Source organism: Ekhidna sp. (assembly GCF_965228795.1).
Classification (GTDB): Bacteria; Bacteroidota; Bacteroidia; order Cytophagales; family Cyclobacteriaceae; genus Ekhidna.
Window position 1 is genome coordinate 2,270,027 of record NZ_OZ245839.1, and the last position, 16,904, is coordinate 2,286,930.

Here is a 16,904-nt window from a genome sequence, read left to right on the forward strand (position 1 = left end):
CATGAAATATTATCTATACATATTCATCGTTTTTACGCTGGTTGCATGCCAGATTGAAGATAAAAATGCACCTGCACCGGATGAGGCTTACATCAAGTATTACGGTGAATTGACTACTCACGAGGCAAGCGATATTGAAATTGTTTATGACGATAATGGCGAGCCAGAAGGGTTTGTAGTGTTTGGGACCCAATTATCTGAGAATGGTGACAGGGATTTTTTCGTGTTGAGAACAAATCTGGATGGTGTCATTGAGGAGTCCGTTTCGTTTGGATTTGCAGACACGTTAGATATTTTGGATTCTGAAGGAAATTTAATTGATGGGGGTGATGGTATGCCGGATGATTGGACCAGGGACGGAAATGTTGATACCATACGAGCAGAAGAAACTGGTGGGCAAATTCACTTTGTTTCTGATTTTGGGGATGGTACTTCTGGCTATGCCATAATAGGAACTTCTTCTATTACGATTAATGCCATTGGAATATCAGACTGGAAATGGATGTCATATAGTTTCCTCAATAGGAATCTTCAACCCATTTTAGTTAATAACAGACCTATCAATTATCTAAGGGATCGATCCGATGATGAATTTTTGGATTTTGTTGGTAATGACATCATTCAATTAAATACAAGAGGTTTTTTAATGGTTGGTGGTCGTGAAGAAGATCGAGGTGGAGGAGATAGTGATTTTGATAACCTATTTGTGAGATTAAACCTGACCGACGGGATTGTTTTTGAACAGACTCAGGGCATTCCTGGTGATGATGAAGAGGACATTCTAAAAAGGGCTTTTCAAAAGGCCAATGGTAACCTGGTGATGATTGGTAATAGCAATACCCCAAGCTTTAGGGGAGAAAGTGGTGGCATTAACGGAACCAACGTCTTTTATCTGGAAACAGATATCAATGGTACACCGTCTAACTCTGCAGCCTATGGATTGGCGGATGCCAGACCTGATGGGCAAGGGGGTGTTTACAATGAAATTGTTTCAGATGTAATTAAAACGCCTACCGGGTATTGCGTTGTTGGCACTTCCAATACCTCCTTTAATGAGCAGTTTGCTTTTATCATGAACCTTAGCAATAGTGGGGTTTATCTCAATGGCAGCAACCATCAGTTTTCAACATATAACCCTGACAATAATACACTTCAATCATTGGGTAATGGCGTCACACAAACGGTGGGAAATAACTTGGTGATGCTGGGTGAATACCTGTCTTTCAATACCGGTAGTTTATCCAGGGGAGGTGAAGGCATGTTTGTAAAGTTTAATCAGGGCAGTGTGCCGATTAATGGGGCTGAATCCTATTTTGGTTTGGCTGATGGCAATGATGCCATTGTTGATGCCGTGACTTTACCTGACGGTAAAATTGTAGCTGTCGCCAATGTAGATTTTGGTGGAGGCGTAAAACTATTATCAATTATTAAACTAAATGATGATGGTTCGCTTGATTGATTTCTTGAAATAATTCAATTTTTACACATTTTAATCTTATCTGTATTATTAAAGGCTATATCGAAAAAATAAATGGGTACTTTGAATTAACAAGACCTTTAATGAAATTCAATATTGGTTAGTTTTTGAAGTGATCTGAATCATCGTTATTGTCACCTTTATTTGCGTCTAAACTACTACTCATGAGAAAGATAAACTGGCACCTGCTTATTCTTCCTATTCTTCTGATTTTTTCTAATGAGGTAAAAGCTCAGTGTCCGCAATCAAATGCAACTGATGGAACACCAACCAGTGGTTCGATTTTGTCGCAATCTTTTCAAGTTTCGTGCGATGGAAATATCACAGATGTAACAGTAGATATAGGGGCAATAGCAGGAGATGATGCAGCTATAACCGGTGCAATTGTATCCATTAGAACTGGGAATGATCCAACTGGAGCAATTGTTGGTAGTTCACTTACAGGAGTAACTTTAACTGCCTCTTCTACAAACACTTTTGATTTTTCAGCAGCGAATGTGGCTGTTACCAACGGATCTACTTACACCATCGTTATTGATGATAATTCCGATGCGGATGATTTTGAAGTTGAAGTAGATGCAGCAGATCCATTAGCAAATGGATCTTTTTGGAGTGATGCGTCCACAGAAGTTGCAGGAAGTGATTTAGATTTTAGTGTGATAGTAAATGATGCACCAATTATCACAGTACCAGCAGCCCAGACAACAGACGAAACAACCAATATTAGTTTTACTGGTGGAACTTTAATTTCTATAGCCGACGCTGACGTAGACAATCAATCAGTAACTGTTTCAGTAGTTTATAATGGAGAGTTCAGGACCGCTACCGCAACAGGAACACTTACTGCAACAGGTAGCGGTGGAGCAAGCGTTGGTGGTAGTGGTACAGACAATCTTACTATTTCAGGTACCCTTACAGACGTAAATAATACACTGGATGGAATGGCTTATGTTCCGGGTTCCGTTAGTGGCGTTCATCAAATTACCGTTTCTACTGATGATGGAAATGGAGGATCAGACTCACAAACCATAGATGTTGGCGTTACAGGAACATATACACTTACGGTGACTACAGACGATGGAGGGGATCCGGAAGAAGGCTCACTTAGAGCTGCTATTACTGATGCAAATACTGTGATTGGAGCTGATGTGATCGACGCAAGTGGACTTGGAGCCTCTCAAACCATCTCGTTAGTTGCAGATCTTCCTACGATTACAGATGACCTTACAATCAGTGGACCGTCTGTGGTAAGTGACTTAACAATTGATGGAAGTGATACACATGCCCTTTTCGAAAATCTGACAGATGATGACTTAACAATCACAGATTTAACTTTAGCTAACGGACTTGCTAATACGAACGGAGGAGCTATTTATCATAATTCATCTGGAACTTTAACCATAGAAAGGGTTCATTTCTTTTCCAATAGTACCTCTGGAGGTGATGGAGGAGCCATAAGTCTTGTTGGAAATGGAAGTATAATTCAATCACTATTTGAGTCAAACTCATCAAGTGCATCCGGTGGTGCTATCCTATTTTCCACAGGAACTCTCTCAATAAGTAACACCACGTTTAGTAGCAATACCTCAACTACCGTAGGAGGGGCTATTAGAATCCCTAGTGGTGCTGCTAACCTTGATCACGTGACTATAACAGGTAACTCAGGAACGACAGGTGATGGAATTGAGTCCGGTGGTACAACTACTTTGAATTACTCTGTCATCTACGGAAATGGAACTGAAGATGTAAATGTTACAGGAGGAACCTTTAATGCAGAATTAACAGCCAATATTATAGGAACCTCTACAGGTACTATTTTAAATAATACCAATGTTTCCTCTGCAAATCCTGGTCTAGGAACCCTTGCTGATAATGGTGGAGAAACCCAAACCATCGACATAGGCCCAAATGCACGGCATGATGCGGTTGGAAGTATCGAAGCAGATGATCAGACCGGGACAGCAACCCGACCGGCCGGTGCTGGAGGAAATGACCTGGGAGCCTATGAGGCGTCTAATGCAGCCCCAACGGGAACAGACTTTACTGTTGCAGCCGGAGTGGATGATGTTGGTGTTATTACCACAGCGGACTTGGGATATGCAGATGGTGATAGTGATCCTTTAGTTTCTGTAGATATCACTTCATTACCAGCAGGTGGGGTTACATTATTCCTCGATCTGAATGATGATGGAATCAATGATGGGGGTGGAGAGTCAATCTCAGCAGGAGATGATATTTTGTTAGCAGATTTAAATCTCGACCGATTAAAATACGAAGCAGCTTCAACTACTGGTAATACCACGTTTACTTTTACAGTTTTTGATGGTGAGGATTTAGATGCTGGTGCCAACACAGGTACGTTATATAGTGTCGAGAATGCGTTGATTTTTGATGGCGATGACAACATCACAGTAGCAGATGATCCTACCATTTCACCCACAGGAAACATCACACTGGAAGCATGGATTAACCTAACTTCTGTTGGAGCATTTCATACGATTATTGGTAAGTACGATGGTACTGAGGGTGGATACCTCTTACGAGTAAATAACTCCAACTTCGTGGAGTTTCATACAATGGATGATAATACTACAAGTAGTGTTGCTACAGGGTCAACGGCTTTATCTGCTAGTACGTGGTATCATGTAGCAGGCGTGTTTGATGGATCTGAACTTCGAGTATATGTCAATGGTGTACTTGATGGTGCTCTTACTGATACCCGCAATCCTAAAGACGGTAGTAGTGCGTTGATTATTGGTGAGGCATTTGGAGGTATTTTAGATTTCAATGGATCGCTTGATGAGGTTAGAATATGGAATACTGATAGAACAGCAGCACAGATTCGAGCTAATGCAGCGAGTAGAATCACAAACCCGACTGGTGAAGCTAATTTGGTTTTTTATTTAGATATGAATGTAGGGTTACCTGCCGGAGATAATTCCGGATTATCGACAACTGGAGACCTTTCGAGTAGTGGACTTACAGGGTCTATCAATGGTTTTACATTAACCGGGTCCGCATCTAATTTCATCGCATCAACAGCCTTCTCGTCAGCGGCTGCAACTACACCAAACATTACTGTTCTGGAAGGTTCTACTACTTATCCATCAGCTGGAACTGCCTATGATTTCGGTGCTCAGCCAACAGCTACCAATACGGATGTGGTGTTTACGATATTGAATCAAGGGCTAGCAGATCTTGATCTAAATGGAGCTCCTTCCCTGGGACCCGGAGACTATTCTTTACAGTCACCTTATTCGCCAACAGTGACTTTAAATCCTGGTCAATCCCAATCACTAACGGTGCGGTTTACCCCAACCTCGTCTGGAACGATTGTAGATCAAGTGTCAATACCAAGCACGGATGCCGGATCACCATATCTATTAAACCTGACAGGAGAAGGGCAAATAGTCCCTACCTATACAGCAACCTGGTTGGATGATGGAGATGGAGATATCGATCAATTAAGATTAGATTTCAACACGGCTATTTCTGTGACGGACAATTCAACCGGGGATGGGTTTGATGCATTTTCTGTATCTGGATTTACAATAGATAACGTTAATGGATTTGCTGTAAACGACGACTTTGGCGTTCCCGCTTTGACAAACGTTACTAGTATTTTATTAGATATTTCAGGAGTTACAGGAACTGCAAGCCCAGCAGGTGCAACCATTACATATAATACAGGATCAGATGAGGATATTACGGCGGATGCTGGGGGCTTAGAGCTTACTGCTGCTCAAGCACCCACCAGTCAAATAGATGGAGCAGCACCGGTTTTGGTGTCATCATCGCCAGCAGATGAAGATTCCGATGTTTCAGTCAATGCTAACATAGTTCTGACTTTTTCAGAAGATATAGTTGCCGGCACAGGTAATGTTGACATAGTGGATGTTGTGTTAACTGATGATAGAACCATAGCTATTGGTTCAACTACCATTTTAACCAATCAGGCGACCATTGATCCTGGTGCAGATCTTGCGAATTTCAGAGACTATGCTGTACAAATTGATGCAACAGCACTAGATGATGGCTCAGGGAATAGCTATGCCGGAATTGGTGATAACACAACCTTAAATTTTACAACAATAGGAGCCACTCCAACATTTGATATTACATGGCTGGATAATTCCGGGGATGGAAATATCGATCAGATGCAAGTAGATTTTAGCGCGAATGTCGATTTTACTGACGCTACACCTGGAGATGCCTTTGATGCCTTTTCTTTTTCAGGATCAATAAGTATTACAGATGTTGGTAATTTTTCTGCCAATGCAATTTCTACCTACACATTTAATATTACTGGAGCTACCGGAACTGCGAGCCCCTCCGAAACAGTAACATACAATAGGGGGAGTGATAATACGATAGTAGCTGATATTGGAGGCCAGGAAATTGCAGATCTGGATAATCCGGGAACAGTGACAGATGGAGCAGCTCCAATATTTGAAAATGCTACTTTTTATGATACGGACGGAAATGGATCTGTAGATGAAATTCTATTGGAATTTTCTGAAGATATAGATGAAACCACCGTTGATGATGGTGACTTCACAATTGGCGGAGCTGCAGAAGTATTCTCATTTGTAGCTGGAACCTCTTCGAACAATGGTGTCGATACAGATGAAAACGACGTTTACGTTACACTTTCTGTCAACCTAAATACAACAGATGACCGACCGATCGTATATACCCAAGATGATGTAGGAGGTACAGATGTTGCAGATGCAGCAGGGAATCAGGCGCTAGATAATGGCGATTTAACGGAAATCGATGCTGCTGCCCCGGTACTAACAGAATTAAGAATCGAAGACACAAACGATGATGGCACGATTGATCAAATGACGTATGTGTTTAGTGAGATTGTATTTGATATCGCGGGAGGTGTTACAGATGGTGATATTGGTACTTTGAGAATGCCTGATAATTCAACCTTCGATGGAGGAGGTGGGAATGCTTTAGGTGATGCTAACGTCTCTCTGACGAATGACGGAACATACGGATTATTGGTAATGGATGTAGCAGCGGCAGGATATACAACCGTTGGAACTGCGGCCGGTTCAGCCAATGTGGAAGGTACTCCAAGTGCAAACTTTGATGATGATCAGGGACAAGTTGCAACGGAAAATGTTACGATTGTAGATGCAGCTGCACCGGTAATTACATCAGTAACTATTACAGGAAATTCTTATGTTGATGTTGATTTTAGTGAAGGAGTATATAGTACAGTTGGTCCGGATGCCGCATTAGGTACCGGGAACTTTAATTTAAGTTTCTTCGACGGATCTCTCGGAGGACTGACAGTGGATGATGTAAATACCACTGGAGCGGCTGTCGCAGGTGAAAGTAGTTTACTCGGGACGGGTGGTCAATCAACTTTAAGGGTATTTTTCAGCTTTACTGGTTCACCCGACGGGACAGAAACGCTGGAAGTAGATTTGAGTGGCAGTGTGTTAGATATTGAAAGTAATGCTGCCTTGGCTTCTCAGCCATCTCCGGCTAATCAAGATGATATGACCGCAGCAGTTGCACCTCAAATTGTTTCTGTAGAGTGGTTAGATCAGGACGTAGATGGTCAAATTGATGCAGCTTCAATACGATTTGATATTGACTGGGACATTGATGAGGGAAATACAAGTAATAACACAGGTGATAACACAAACGGTCTTCGTTGTTTCATTTTACGAAATGGAGCAACAGTCATCACTCAGGATAACGTAGACTATGATAATACCAATAATGGATTCAATGATCAATCGGATCCTTTTATTCTAACATTTGCAAATGATCAGCAGCTCGGTACTTCCATAGATAACTTTACATTAGAATATCAGCAAGGAAGTGGAGATAGAATAGAATCTCAAGCATCACAAGATGAAATAGCACCTATAAATTTTGTATCTCCGTATCTTGATGGTGCGGCTCCATTTTTTGGAAACTTCACCGTAACAGTTCTTGATAACGATACAGACGGTAACGTTGATCGTATTCAGGTCAATGCGCTTGATAATATTGATGACTCGGCTATTGATCCATCTGAATTCAGCTACAATGGATCAGCTGCCACTGGAGTGGTTAATATTGATAACACCGATCAAAGCTTCACACTTACTGTCAATGGAAGTGGAACTGAAGTCGAAGGAGATTTTATATATACTCCGGGTGTTTCATTATTGGATACTGCAGCAAATGCAAGCAGCGGTGGAACTGAAGCACAGGTTGATATCAATGATGGTGCAGGTCCGGTGGTGATTAATGCCATCACTGATGATACCAATAGCAATGGTTTTATTGATGAAATTACTTTAACTTTTTCAGAGGATTTAGCAGTGATAAATGGTGATGAATTGTCTTTCTCAGTGAATGAGGGGGGTGATAGCTATACTAGTGTATCCGCAACTCAGGGTCCCGCAAATACAGTAACTCTTGTTCTTACAGAGGGTGCTTATACAGGAAATATTCCAGCATGGCCTGCAGCTGTGCAGGGTATGGATACCTACATTACTCCGGACATTACCGTGTCAGGCGGTTATGCTGATGATGCAGCTGCAATTTCAAATCCCGGGCATACATTTACCGGAACCAGTGATGGTGCCGCTCCTTACATTCGAGTCTCAGATCAGATGTCAAATAACCTGTTTCCTGACTTTTCTGGTGAAATTGATGATCCCAATGCCTCTCTCATTATAAGCGTAGACGGCAAAACAAGGTCTTCCAATCCACCGGTCGCAAATAATGGGGATGGTACCTGGTCATATACAAGCGCAGATGATGGCACTCCTATTGAATTACAATCCGGGCTAGGTGATTACGAGGTGACAGTAATTGGTATCGATGCTTCCGGGAACAACCGAACAGATGTTACTTCAGATGAATATGAATTGACAGGCGGCATAACCATTACTCCTGCTAACCCCGGGGCAGTCTGCATAAGTGATGGTTTTACCGCCTTGGGCACAATAACCATGACAGAATCCGGTAATGGTGATTTTGGTGCTGGAACAAATGAGACGATTCTTTTAACACTCCCAGAAGGATTTGAATTTCAAACGAATGGAACAGCTAACCCTGTAATTACAGGTACTCAGCCGGATATCAGCACCATCTCAGGTTCTTTTGTCGGTACAGCAACATTAAAGCTTACGCTAACCGTTACAGGTTCTACAGGTGGTGATCAAGTAATCATCAATAATTTACAAATTAAAGCTGTACAAGGTGGTGTAACTGGTAATTTGGAAAGAACGGGAGGAACAGCAAGTGTTCTTACTTCAGACACTAATTATGCATCCCTTTCAAGTAATACTCAACCAACTGCTATTGCCTCGTTAGATGAAACAACAACTACAACAAGTGATATCACAGAATATGCTGTAATTGTCGGTAATTCATTTACGCTTGATGCATCTGATCAAAGTCCTTCTACTGTCAATTGGTATGAAAATGTAATTGATGGAACACCTGAATATGTAGGTTTAAGTGCTAATCAAGCACAGTTGAATTCAAGTGAAGGGTTATTTACTTATTTCGTGGTAAATACTGACGGCACTTGTGAGAGCGATCCCCTTTCATTTAACTTATTAAACTATACCTACTCAGATAATGGTACAAACGACTTCTCGTCTCGTTTATTCAGATCAACGGATGATCCGGATACCATGGTATTCTCAAAACCGGCCAATCATACGGTTACTGTAAGTGGAACTGGTATTGTGGCAAACATATCTGAATCGACTACTTTAAAAGCTGTTTTTGATCCTGGGAGTGTTGCGGAAGGTACCTATGCAATTACTTACGAAGTAACTAACAGTCTAGGTGAGACTGTATCTGTTGTTGGCTCATTTACAGTTGAAGCCCTTTCTGATTTGATTTCGGAATTCAGGGAAAATGGAACGCCGGATGCAGCACCAGGAGAAGTCTTTTGTGAAGATGATGTATTATCATTTGATGCAGATCTTGCGGAAGTTGTCGCATTATCTGCAAACTCCTATTTCTTTCGATTCTCATACTTCAAAACAGGTGGTCCTGGTCCTGGCACGCTTTCACCGGTAGCTTTTAATCCGGTGGGCTTATCTAGCTACCCTATTGATCCAAATCAAAACAATGGTACTGCTTCACCACAACCCTGGATTATTGCGACTCATAATCCAAATACCGATTGGGACATTGATTTATCTACTTTGATTCCTGGAGCCTCATACGATATCTATCTTGAATATAATAGAATGGGGGATGGAGCAAGAGGATTTAGGAGAGTGTTCTCATTCACTGTTCAAAAGCTCCCATCTGTAAGTGTTGTCAATTTTGGAGATCAATGTGAAAATGACGACTCGACCTATCAATTAGAAGCAGTAGTCGAAGGCTCAACTGTTAACATGACAAATGGATTCGAACTTGAGTATTTTAATACTGCATTAGCAATACCTGCGTGGCAATCTGAAGCTACCTACCCAGATGAAAACTTCAACCCATCGGACCTTCAAATCTCTGAGGGTGGATCGGGACCAGGACAGTACAGAGTTATTTATACCTCTGAACCCCAGGGAGACGGTGGTTGTATAAATTCCGCAACATATGCTTTCACTTTATTCCCTACTCCAAATGAACCATTCCTGAATGCTAGTCACAATATAAGTTGGAAAGGTGCTCCTTGGGTAGATGGTGGTGACGTGGTAAATACCTTTGATAGCTATGTCATGGAATACTGCAGCCCCTCGGACATAAACTTCATCGTTGGTGAAAACTCAGGAATTCAATACAACTGGTATGCAAGCGACCAAATGACATTACTTCAGGGAAATCAGTGGTTCATTTCAGCTGCAGCTGCATTTGACGATCCAGCTACTACCGGAACAACAGAGGTGCCAACTGCTGGAACTACAACAGAGATTTATTTTGCGACTGTTTCAAATGGTTGTGAGTCAGCGCTTAAGAAAATTACCATCTATATTTATGAAGATACGGAACTACCGGAACCTGATGGTACTTACTTGTCTACAAATGGCACACAGATAAATACAAGCAGGTACGTATTTGAATATTGCGATACTTATGACCCAATAGTTCTAACGGGTCCAGACGATACGAACTCGAATCCCACATCAAGAAATCCTTCAGCCAGATATTTCCTATATGATGTAAACCAGGTCAGAAGAGACACAATTAACACTTCTACGCTCAGTGCAGCACTTTTGTCTTTGCCTACTGGAACTCAGGATACTACTATTTATATATCACAATTGTGGAATGATCAAACACCTGATGGTGTTGCGACCGCAGCATTACCGTTCGAGGGATGTGAAAGTGGTATGGTTCAGTTCGATATTAAGGTGACTGAAACTCCTGCTGATGCTACTGTAGCAGATTTTGATGCAGCGAGTTTGAGTTTTCATGTAGCTGAAGGTGAAAATCTTGGTGACATTTCACATACATCCGGACTGGTTGAAAAATATAGATGGTATGAGAATGCTGCACCCTCCAGCCCAATTGGCTCTGATATTTTGAGTGGAGAAGACATGCTGGAAACCACCCTAATTACAGAAACGACATATGACCCATCTGTTGTGACTGTAGCAAACGAGAACGACACTTCAATTTTTTATGTGACAAGAATCAGTGGAGAAAATAGTGAAACCGGATATGCAGGATGTGAAAGCACCGGACCTACTGCTGTTGAGTTGATTGTGCATGCAATTCAATTAGCTCCCGAAATCGCATCAGATAATACCAATAGCTCCATAGACACAACTCCTTTTATTGATTTAAACAGTGATGGTGATGGAGGAAATGATGATAATAGTGTAGATTTCTATTTCTCAGTATGTAACGACCGTCTGGAATCAGATATCGAGTTTGTTGCTACTGAAACGAACTATGCCGGATCAAGTAGAGAGTTTAGGTGGTATCAATCAGATGCCGGAGGTGTTAGAGGAGCACTTAGGCCGACGGATGGAAGTGGAAGAGCTTCATTTTCAGAGTTAGGACTTTCAGGACTAAATCCGCCATCTACTATTCAGCGTTACTTTGAGGTAATTCAAGTGACCGATAATGATGTGTTTGCGGGAACAGAAAGTGAAAGCACATTTATCCGTGTAGATATTTCACCTCAGGATGCCCTAACATTTGAAAACACGAATGGTGATCCAATAAACGATGACTACTGTAGAGATGATGATCCACAAGCGAATGGTGGTGATTTGCTGGTTGACCTTCAAGCGGGAGGAGCGTCAGCAGGAGGAACTAATGTTAGTTATGAACTCGATTCATATTTGCAAAGCACATACGATGTAAATGGATTACCAGAGATAGACGGTAGTCTTACTAGTGGTAATCCTACTTTAGACTTAGATGCCCTTCATGATGCTGTACCTGGAGCACTTGCGGTTGGAGGAGAACCAACGGTTCATGTACTTAGAATGACTTATTTAGATCCAAGTACTTTATGTGAAGGAAGTATAACCAAGACAATCACGATCAACCCGGACCCACACATCAGTTTTGAAGTGGCAGGGGTTGATATCAACGATGCTGATTTCACTTCAGGATTCAATAATTTCTGCTACGATCAGGGTAATGTGTCTTTAAGGGGCGTTCAGTATATCTATGATAACACAGGCATTACTGATACAATTAATTTAACAACAGGACAGTTTTCTAGTGATCTTACTACTAGTCTTGGAAGTAATATTGGTGAAGGCATTTTCAACCCAACAGCAGAGCACAATGCTGCTTATGGGGAAACCGGGCAGGGTGCTAAGTACTTGAATAGAACAGTTAATGGTTCTTTAGTAACATTTACTTACACAGATGGAAATGGGTGTCAGGTATCTGTTTCAGAGAATCTTTTTGTAGAACCTGAGCCAGAAGCATTTGATGTAGAACGTGTAAATGGTTTAGATGGATCGGACCTGGCTGCAGCAAGAACATCTAATATCATTCGTATTGAAGATTTTTGTAATGACGGCAGTGATGCTCAGGTATCTGTTTTCTTAGTTGATCCGGTTGGTGGAGAAGATGACTTGCTAACAGATTATACGAACTACGGATTTGAATGGACAATTAATGGAGATCCTGTACCGGATGATGGTTTTGGAAATCCAGTGTTACAATTCGGAACGAATACATTGACGTTTACTCCAACCTCATCAAGTGTAAATATTCGAGTAGATGTAACTGATCCAAACTTATGTACCGAGACTTTCACTGAAGTGCATCAGTTACAGTCTTTACCAGATCTTGATTTTCCGGAAATATTTGATTTTGAAGAGTTCTGTGCGGATGATGCTGATGTAGCACTTACATTAGATGACTATGTTGGAGGACAAGCCGCGGCAAGTGTTAGTGGAGTTTTAAGCTGGGAAGTACTTTCATTCAACACGGATCGTACTGACACAGTTAATAATCCGGTTGGAGCTGGTTGGTCTACTGCGACAGTGGATCAGGATTTAGTAGGAGGAACATTCCCAACAATCGATCTTGTGAACTGGCACCAGGATGCAGGTGGGGTAACATATGTAGATGGAAGAAGTGTGGGAGGTAATTCTACCGTACATACAATTTACATTACTTATCAGGATCAGAGCAGGGAATATCAACGAAACGCCACACTCTGTGAGGTTACTTACTCGGAAACGATTATTATCAATCCGAATCCGGATATAACAATTTTAGTGAATGACAATGATATTAATGGATTCCAAACAGGACAGGATCAGTTCTGTTATGATGAGAATACGATTGAATTAGCCGGTGTTTTGGCTCCCGATTCAAGTTCATTGTTTACAAGTAGCGGTGTGTTTTATATAGTTGTAGGCTTAGATGATGATTTCTCCAGTGAAAATGATGACATTCTTATTCAAACTAACAATAACACTGCTTTTATTAATCCATCTAAGTTGCATAATGATTATTGGAATAATGTAAACGGAACAACTAATGAACAATATCCTTTTGAACCACAATCTTCCTCTGTCATTCAATTTGAATATACGGATGAAAATGGATGCTTCAATTTTGTGGAAACTACCCTTTTCGTTGATCCTGTTCCTGAAGAGATCCGGGTAAGCAATGGAAGCCCTCAAGATGGAGAAGTGTTCTTTATTACTGATATCTGTAATGATGATAGTGGACAAATAACAGCTGCGGTTCGATTCATTGATCCAACCGATCCTGCAGGAGTAACGGAAGAAGATGATTATTCCAACTACACATTTAACTGGTCACTAGATGGTCAGAGTATAGCCACTAATCTATCAAATGGCGAACTTAATACGAATGTCATTTCAGTTACAGATAAGGATTTTGTCTTAGAAGTTGAGGTCACTGATCTGAATGGATGTTCCGTGAATTTTGCAGAATTTCATCAGAAACAAGATTTGCCATTCCTTGATATTGATCAGATTTTTGATTTCCAGGAGTTCTGTTCCGATGATAACACAGTTCCTACATTAACCATGACGGACTTTATTGGAGGCGCAACTACCATTGATCCATCTAATATTACCTCCTGGCAGATTGTGTCCTATCAAACGAATCGTATAGATACAGTTGAAAATCCAACTGCCTCTGCATGGGCGACTGATACGGTTGCTCAAGGATCAGGGTCAGTTCCTCAAATAAGCTTACAAGCATGGCACGAAGGTGCCGGTGGCAATGTATTCACCGGAACAAAAAGTATTGGTGGGAACAGTACTGTTCATTCGATTTATGTTTCCTACACCGATCCACTTCGTTCATATCAAGGGATAAATACCCTTTGCGAGACTACTTATGTAGAAACAATCATCATCAACCCGAGTCCTGATATTTCATTTACGCTCAATGGGCAGGATATGGATAATATTGAGCTTTGCTATGATGATGCTGGCATCCAGCTTATAGGTATCAACGCTGTGACAAACGCACCGCTTGGAGGTGGTGTATTTACAATACCGGGTGTCGCCTTATCTACGAATAATGGCGAAGCAGTATTTGATGCCTCTGATGCACATGGAAGTGATCCGTATGCAGCTAGGAATTCATATACCATTGAATACACGTATGAAGACAACAACTTATGTGAGCATACAGTAAGTAAAACGTTCTTTGTTAATCCAAGGCCGGAATTCGTAGGACCTACAATCAATGATCAAATTGATGGTATACAAGTAGCAAACTCATGTGCTTCTTCAGCTATTAAAGTCTATGTGGAAATGGCGGATGATAGTCATCTGTATTCGTTCAAATGGTTTGTAAATGGTAATGTGCAGCAAACGCTTGGTGGTGCTGTTGGTGGTGATACATTGGTTTATCAATTAAGTCAAGGTGAAACCACTGCTAACTTCTCCGTTGAAGCTACTTATGATCCAACTGCTTCCGGAGCTACATATGCAACTAGTTGTGTGGCTGCATCGCTAAGTAAGTCTGTAACAGTTGGTCAGGAGCCTATACCATCTTTAACCTGGGTTGGGCTTACCGCAGGTCATCCTAGAGGAACTGATTTTACTATTTATGAAGATAATCCCGAATTAGCAGATGCGGATGTTGTCTTAGTCGAGCTGGTTATAGATGGTAATGTGGAGAATAGTTGGAATGGTGGTGCAAACAATCCTTTGCAGTTTCCATTATCATTTAACTACAACTTTGGAATTAGCGGAACTTACGGAGTTGATCTTAGGATTACTACTACAGCCGGATGTGATGTGACTATCAGTCGAAATGTAAATATTTTACCTCATTATGAAGGATTCGGTTCTAGTAATACTTATGAACAGAATTTTGAAAATGCTTCGTCATTTGATTTGACAGCAACTAATGGCGATGGCGGCTGGCATATTGAGACAAGGAGTCTGGATGGAAAGTCTGATGACTTGATTACTACCTGGAGAAGGGCCGGTTCGGCACCTGGATCAGGTAATAACTCAGCAGCTGTATATACGGAATACAATACTGTCCCTAACCCTGAGACAAATAGAGAAATTTCATTTGTGTATTCACCTTCTTTCGATGTTTCAGGCTTTAATTCACCTACAATAAGTATCATGAGGTATTCAGGATTTATCTCAGATAGAGATGGAGTAGTATTACAATATACAACCGATGATGGTAGAATGTGGGAAGAAGTAGGCGAGTATAAGGCATCTCTAGAAGATGATGGACTTGCTTCGACTCCTGGGTGGTATAGTAAGGATGGTATTTCAGCATCACCTGGAACCCAAGCACCGGCTGGAGAAGTAGCAAACAATGATGAAGGTATTGGATGGGCGATTGAGAAAGGTGACACTGATAACAATTTTGATTGGCAGTTAGGTATATCTCCCTTAGGTGTAAATGATCCGGCTTACGTTAGGTTTAGATTCGCTTTAGCAGGGCAAGCAGGAGAAAAAGATGATAAAGAAGGTTTTGGATTTGACGACTTCCGAATTTATGACAGGCGTCAAATTGTCTTATTGGAATTGTTTTCTTCTACGCTGACTGAAGAAAGTGTTGACTTCAATGATACAATTAACAATGACGCAGACTTCAGTGGCGCAGATCTTTTAACAATCAACTATTTCACTGATTTTGCAAATGGATCAGCGGGTATTGATCAATTGAACAGAAGAAATGCGAGAGATCCGGGTGCAAAAGGTTCTTTTTATGGTATTGCTAATGTACCAAGTATAGCAATTAGTGGAAACCCATTTTTAGTATCCGATCAAGAGGAACAGTTGTCAGAACTGAAGGCACGTCTAGCGAACGCAAAACTATCTGATCCTGCCTTTGATATCGATCTCGTTACAGCGAATGTGGATGTTGATAATAATCTTCATGTAAAGGCAGACTTTACTGCTACTACCAAGTTTAATCCGGGAACTAAGATCGGATTATTTGCAGCTGTTGTGGAGCCTGAAGCTATCCTCGATAAAGACTATGGGTTATATAGTGAAGAAGAAACATTATACAATGTGTTGAGGAAGATGTTGCCAAGTGCATCTGGTCAATTCATCGAATTGCAAGATACTCTTAGAGTCGATCAGGAATTACAACTTGACTCGGTTCAATGGTCTATCAACAACATGTTTAATCCTGGAAGTTTTCGGGTAATTGTTTACGCACAAAACCTGGAAACACGTGAGGTTTACCAGGCTGCTTCGGCCACCGTAACCGGAGGTGTTGAAGTATTGAGTGTAGATGAACTTAAAGACGTGGCAGTCTATCCAAACCCTGCGGATAAAGAAGTCACATTGGAATTTGGTAATCCACTTTCTGAATTGACCGAATGGATTGTTTATGATCAATCGGGTAGGGAAGTATTGAAAGGTGAGATCGTCAAAGGATCCAGAGCAATGACTGTTCAAACTTCAGACCTTCCTTCAGGATTGTACTTTATTCATCTGTATGGGGAGGATCGCAGACGACAGTCTAAGCGTGTGATAGTGCTGCATTAAAACAAAAAAGCCCTGTTAGA

General features: G+C 41.2%; 2 protein-coding genes. Both read left to right on the plus strand.

The genetic code is table 11. The features are described from left to right. Position 1 precedes the first annotated feature (1 nt). The gene (locus ACQK2H_RS10190; protein WP_425391336.1) at positions 2–1,459 is read left to right on the plus strand and encodes a hypothetical protein; all 1,458 of its coding nucleotides are present in this window, start codon (positions 2–4) and stop codon (positions 1,457–1,459) included. Positions 1,460–1,641: 182 nt separating this feature from the next. Then, positions 1,642–16,884 (plus strand): LamG-like jellyroll fold domain-containing protein, encoded by a 15,243-nt coding sequence (locus ACQK2H_RS10195; protein ID WP_425391337.1) that lies wholly within the window; start codon positions 1,642–1,644, stop codon positions 16,882–16,884. Positions 16,885–16,904 lie beyond the last annotated feature (20 nt).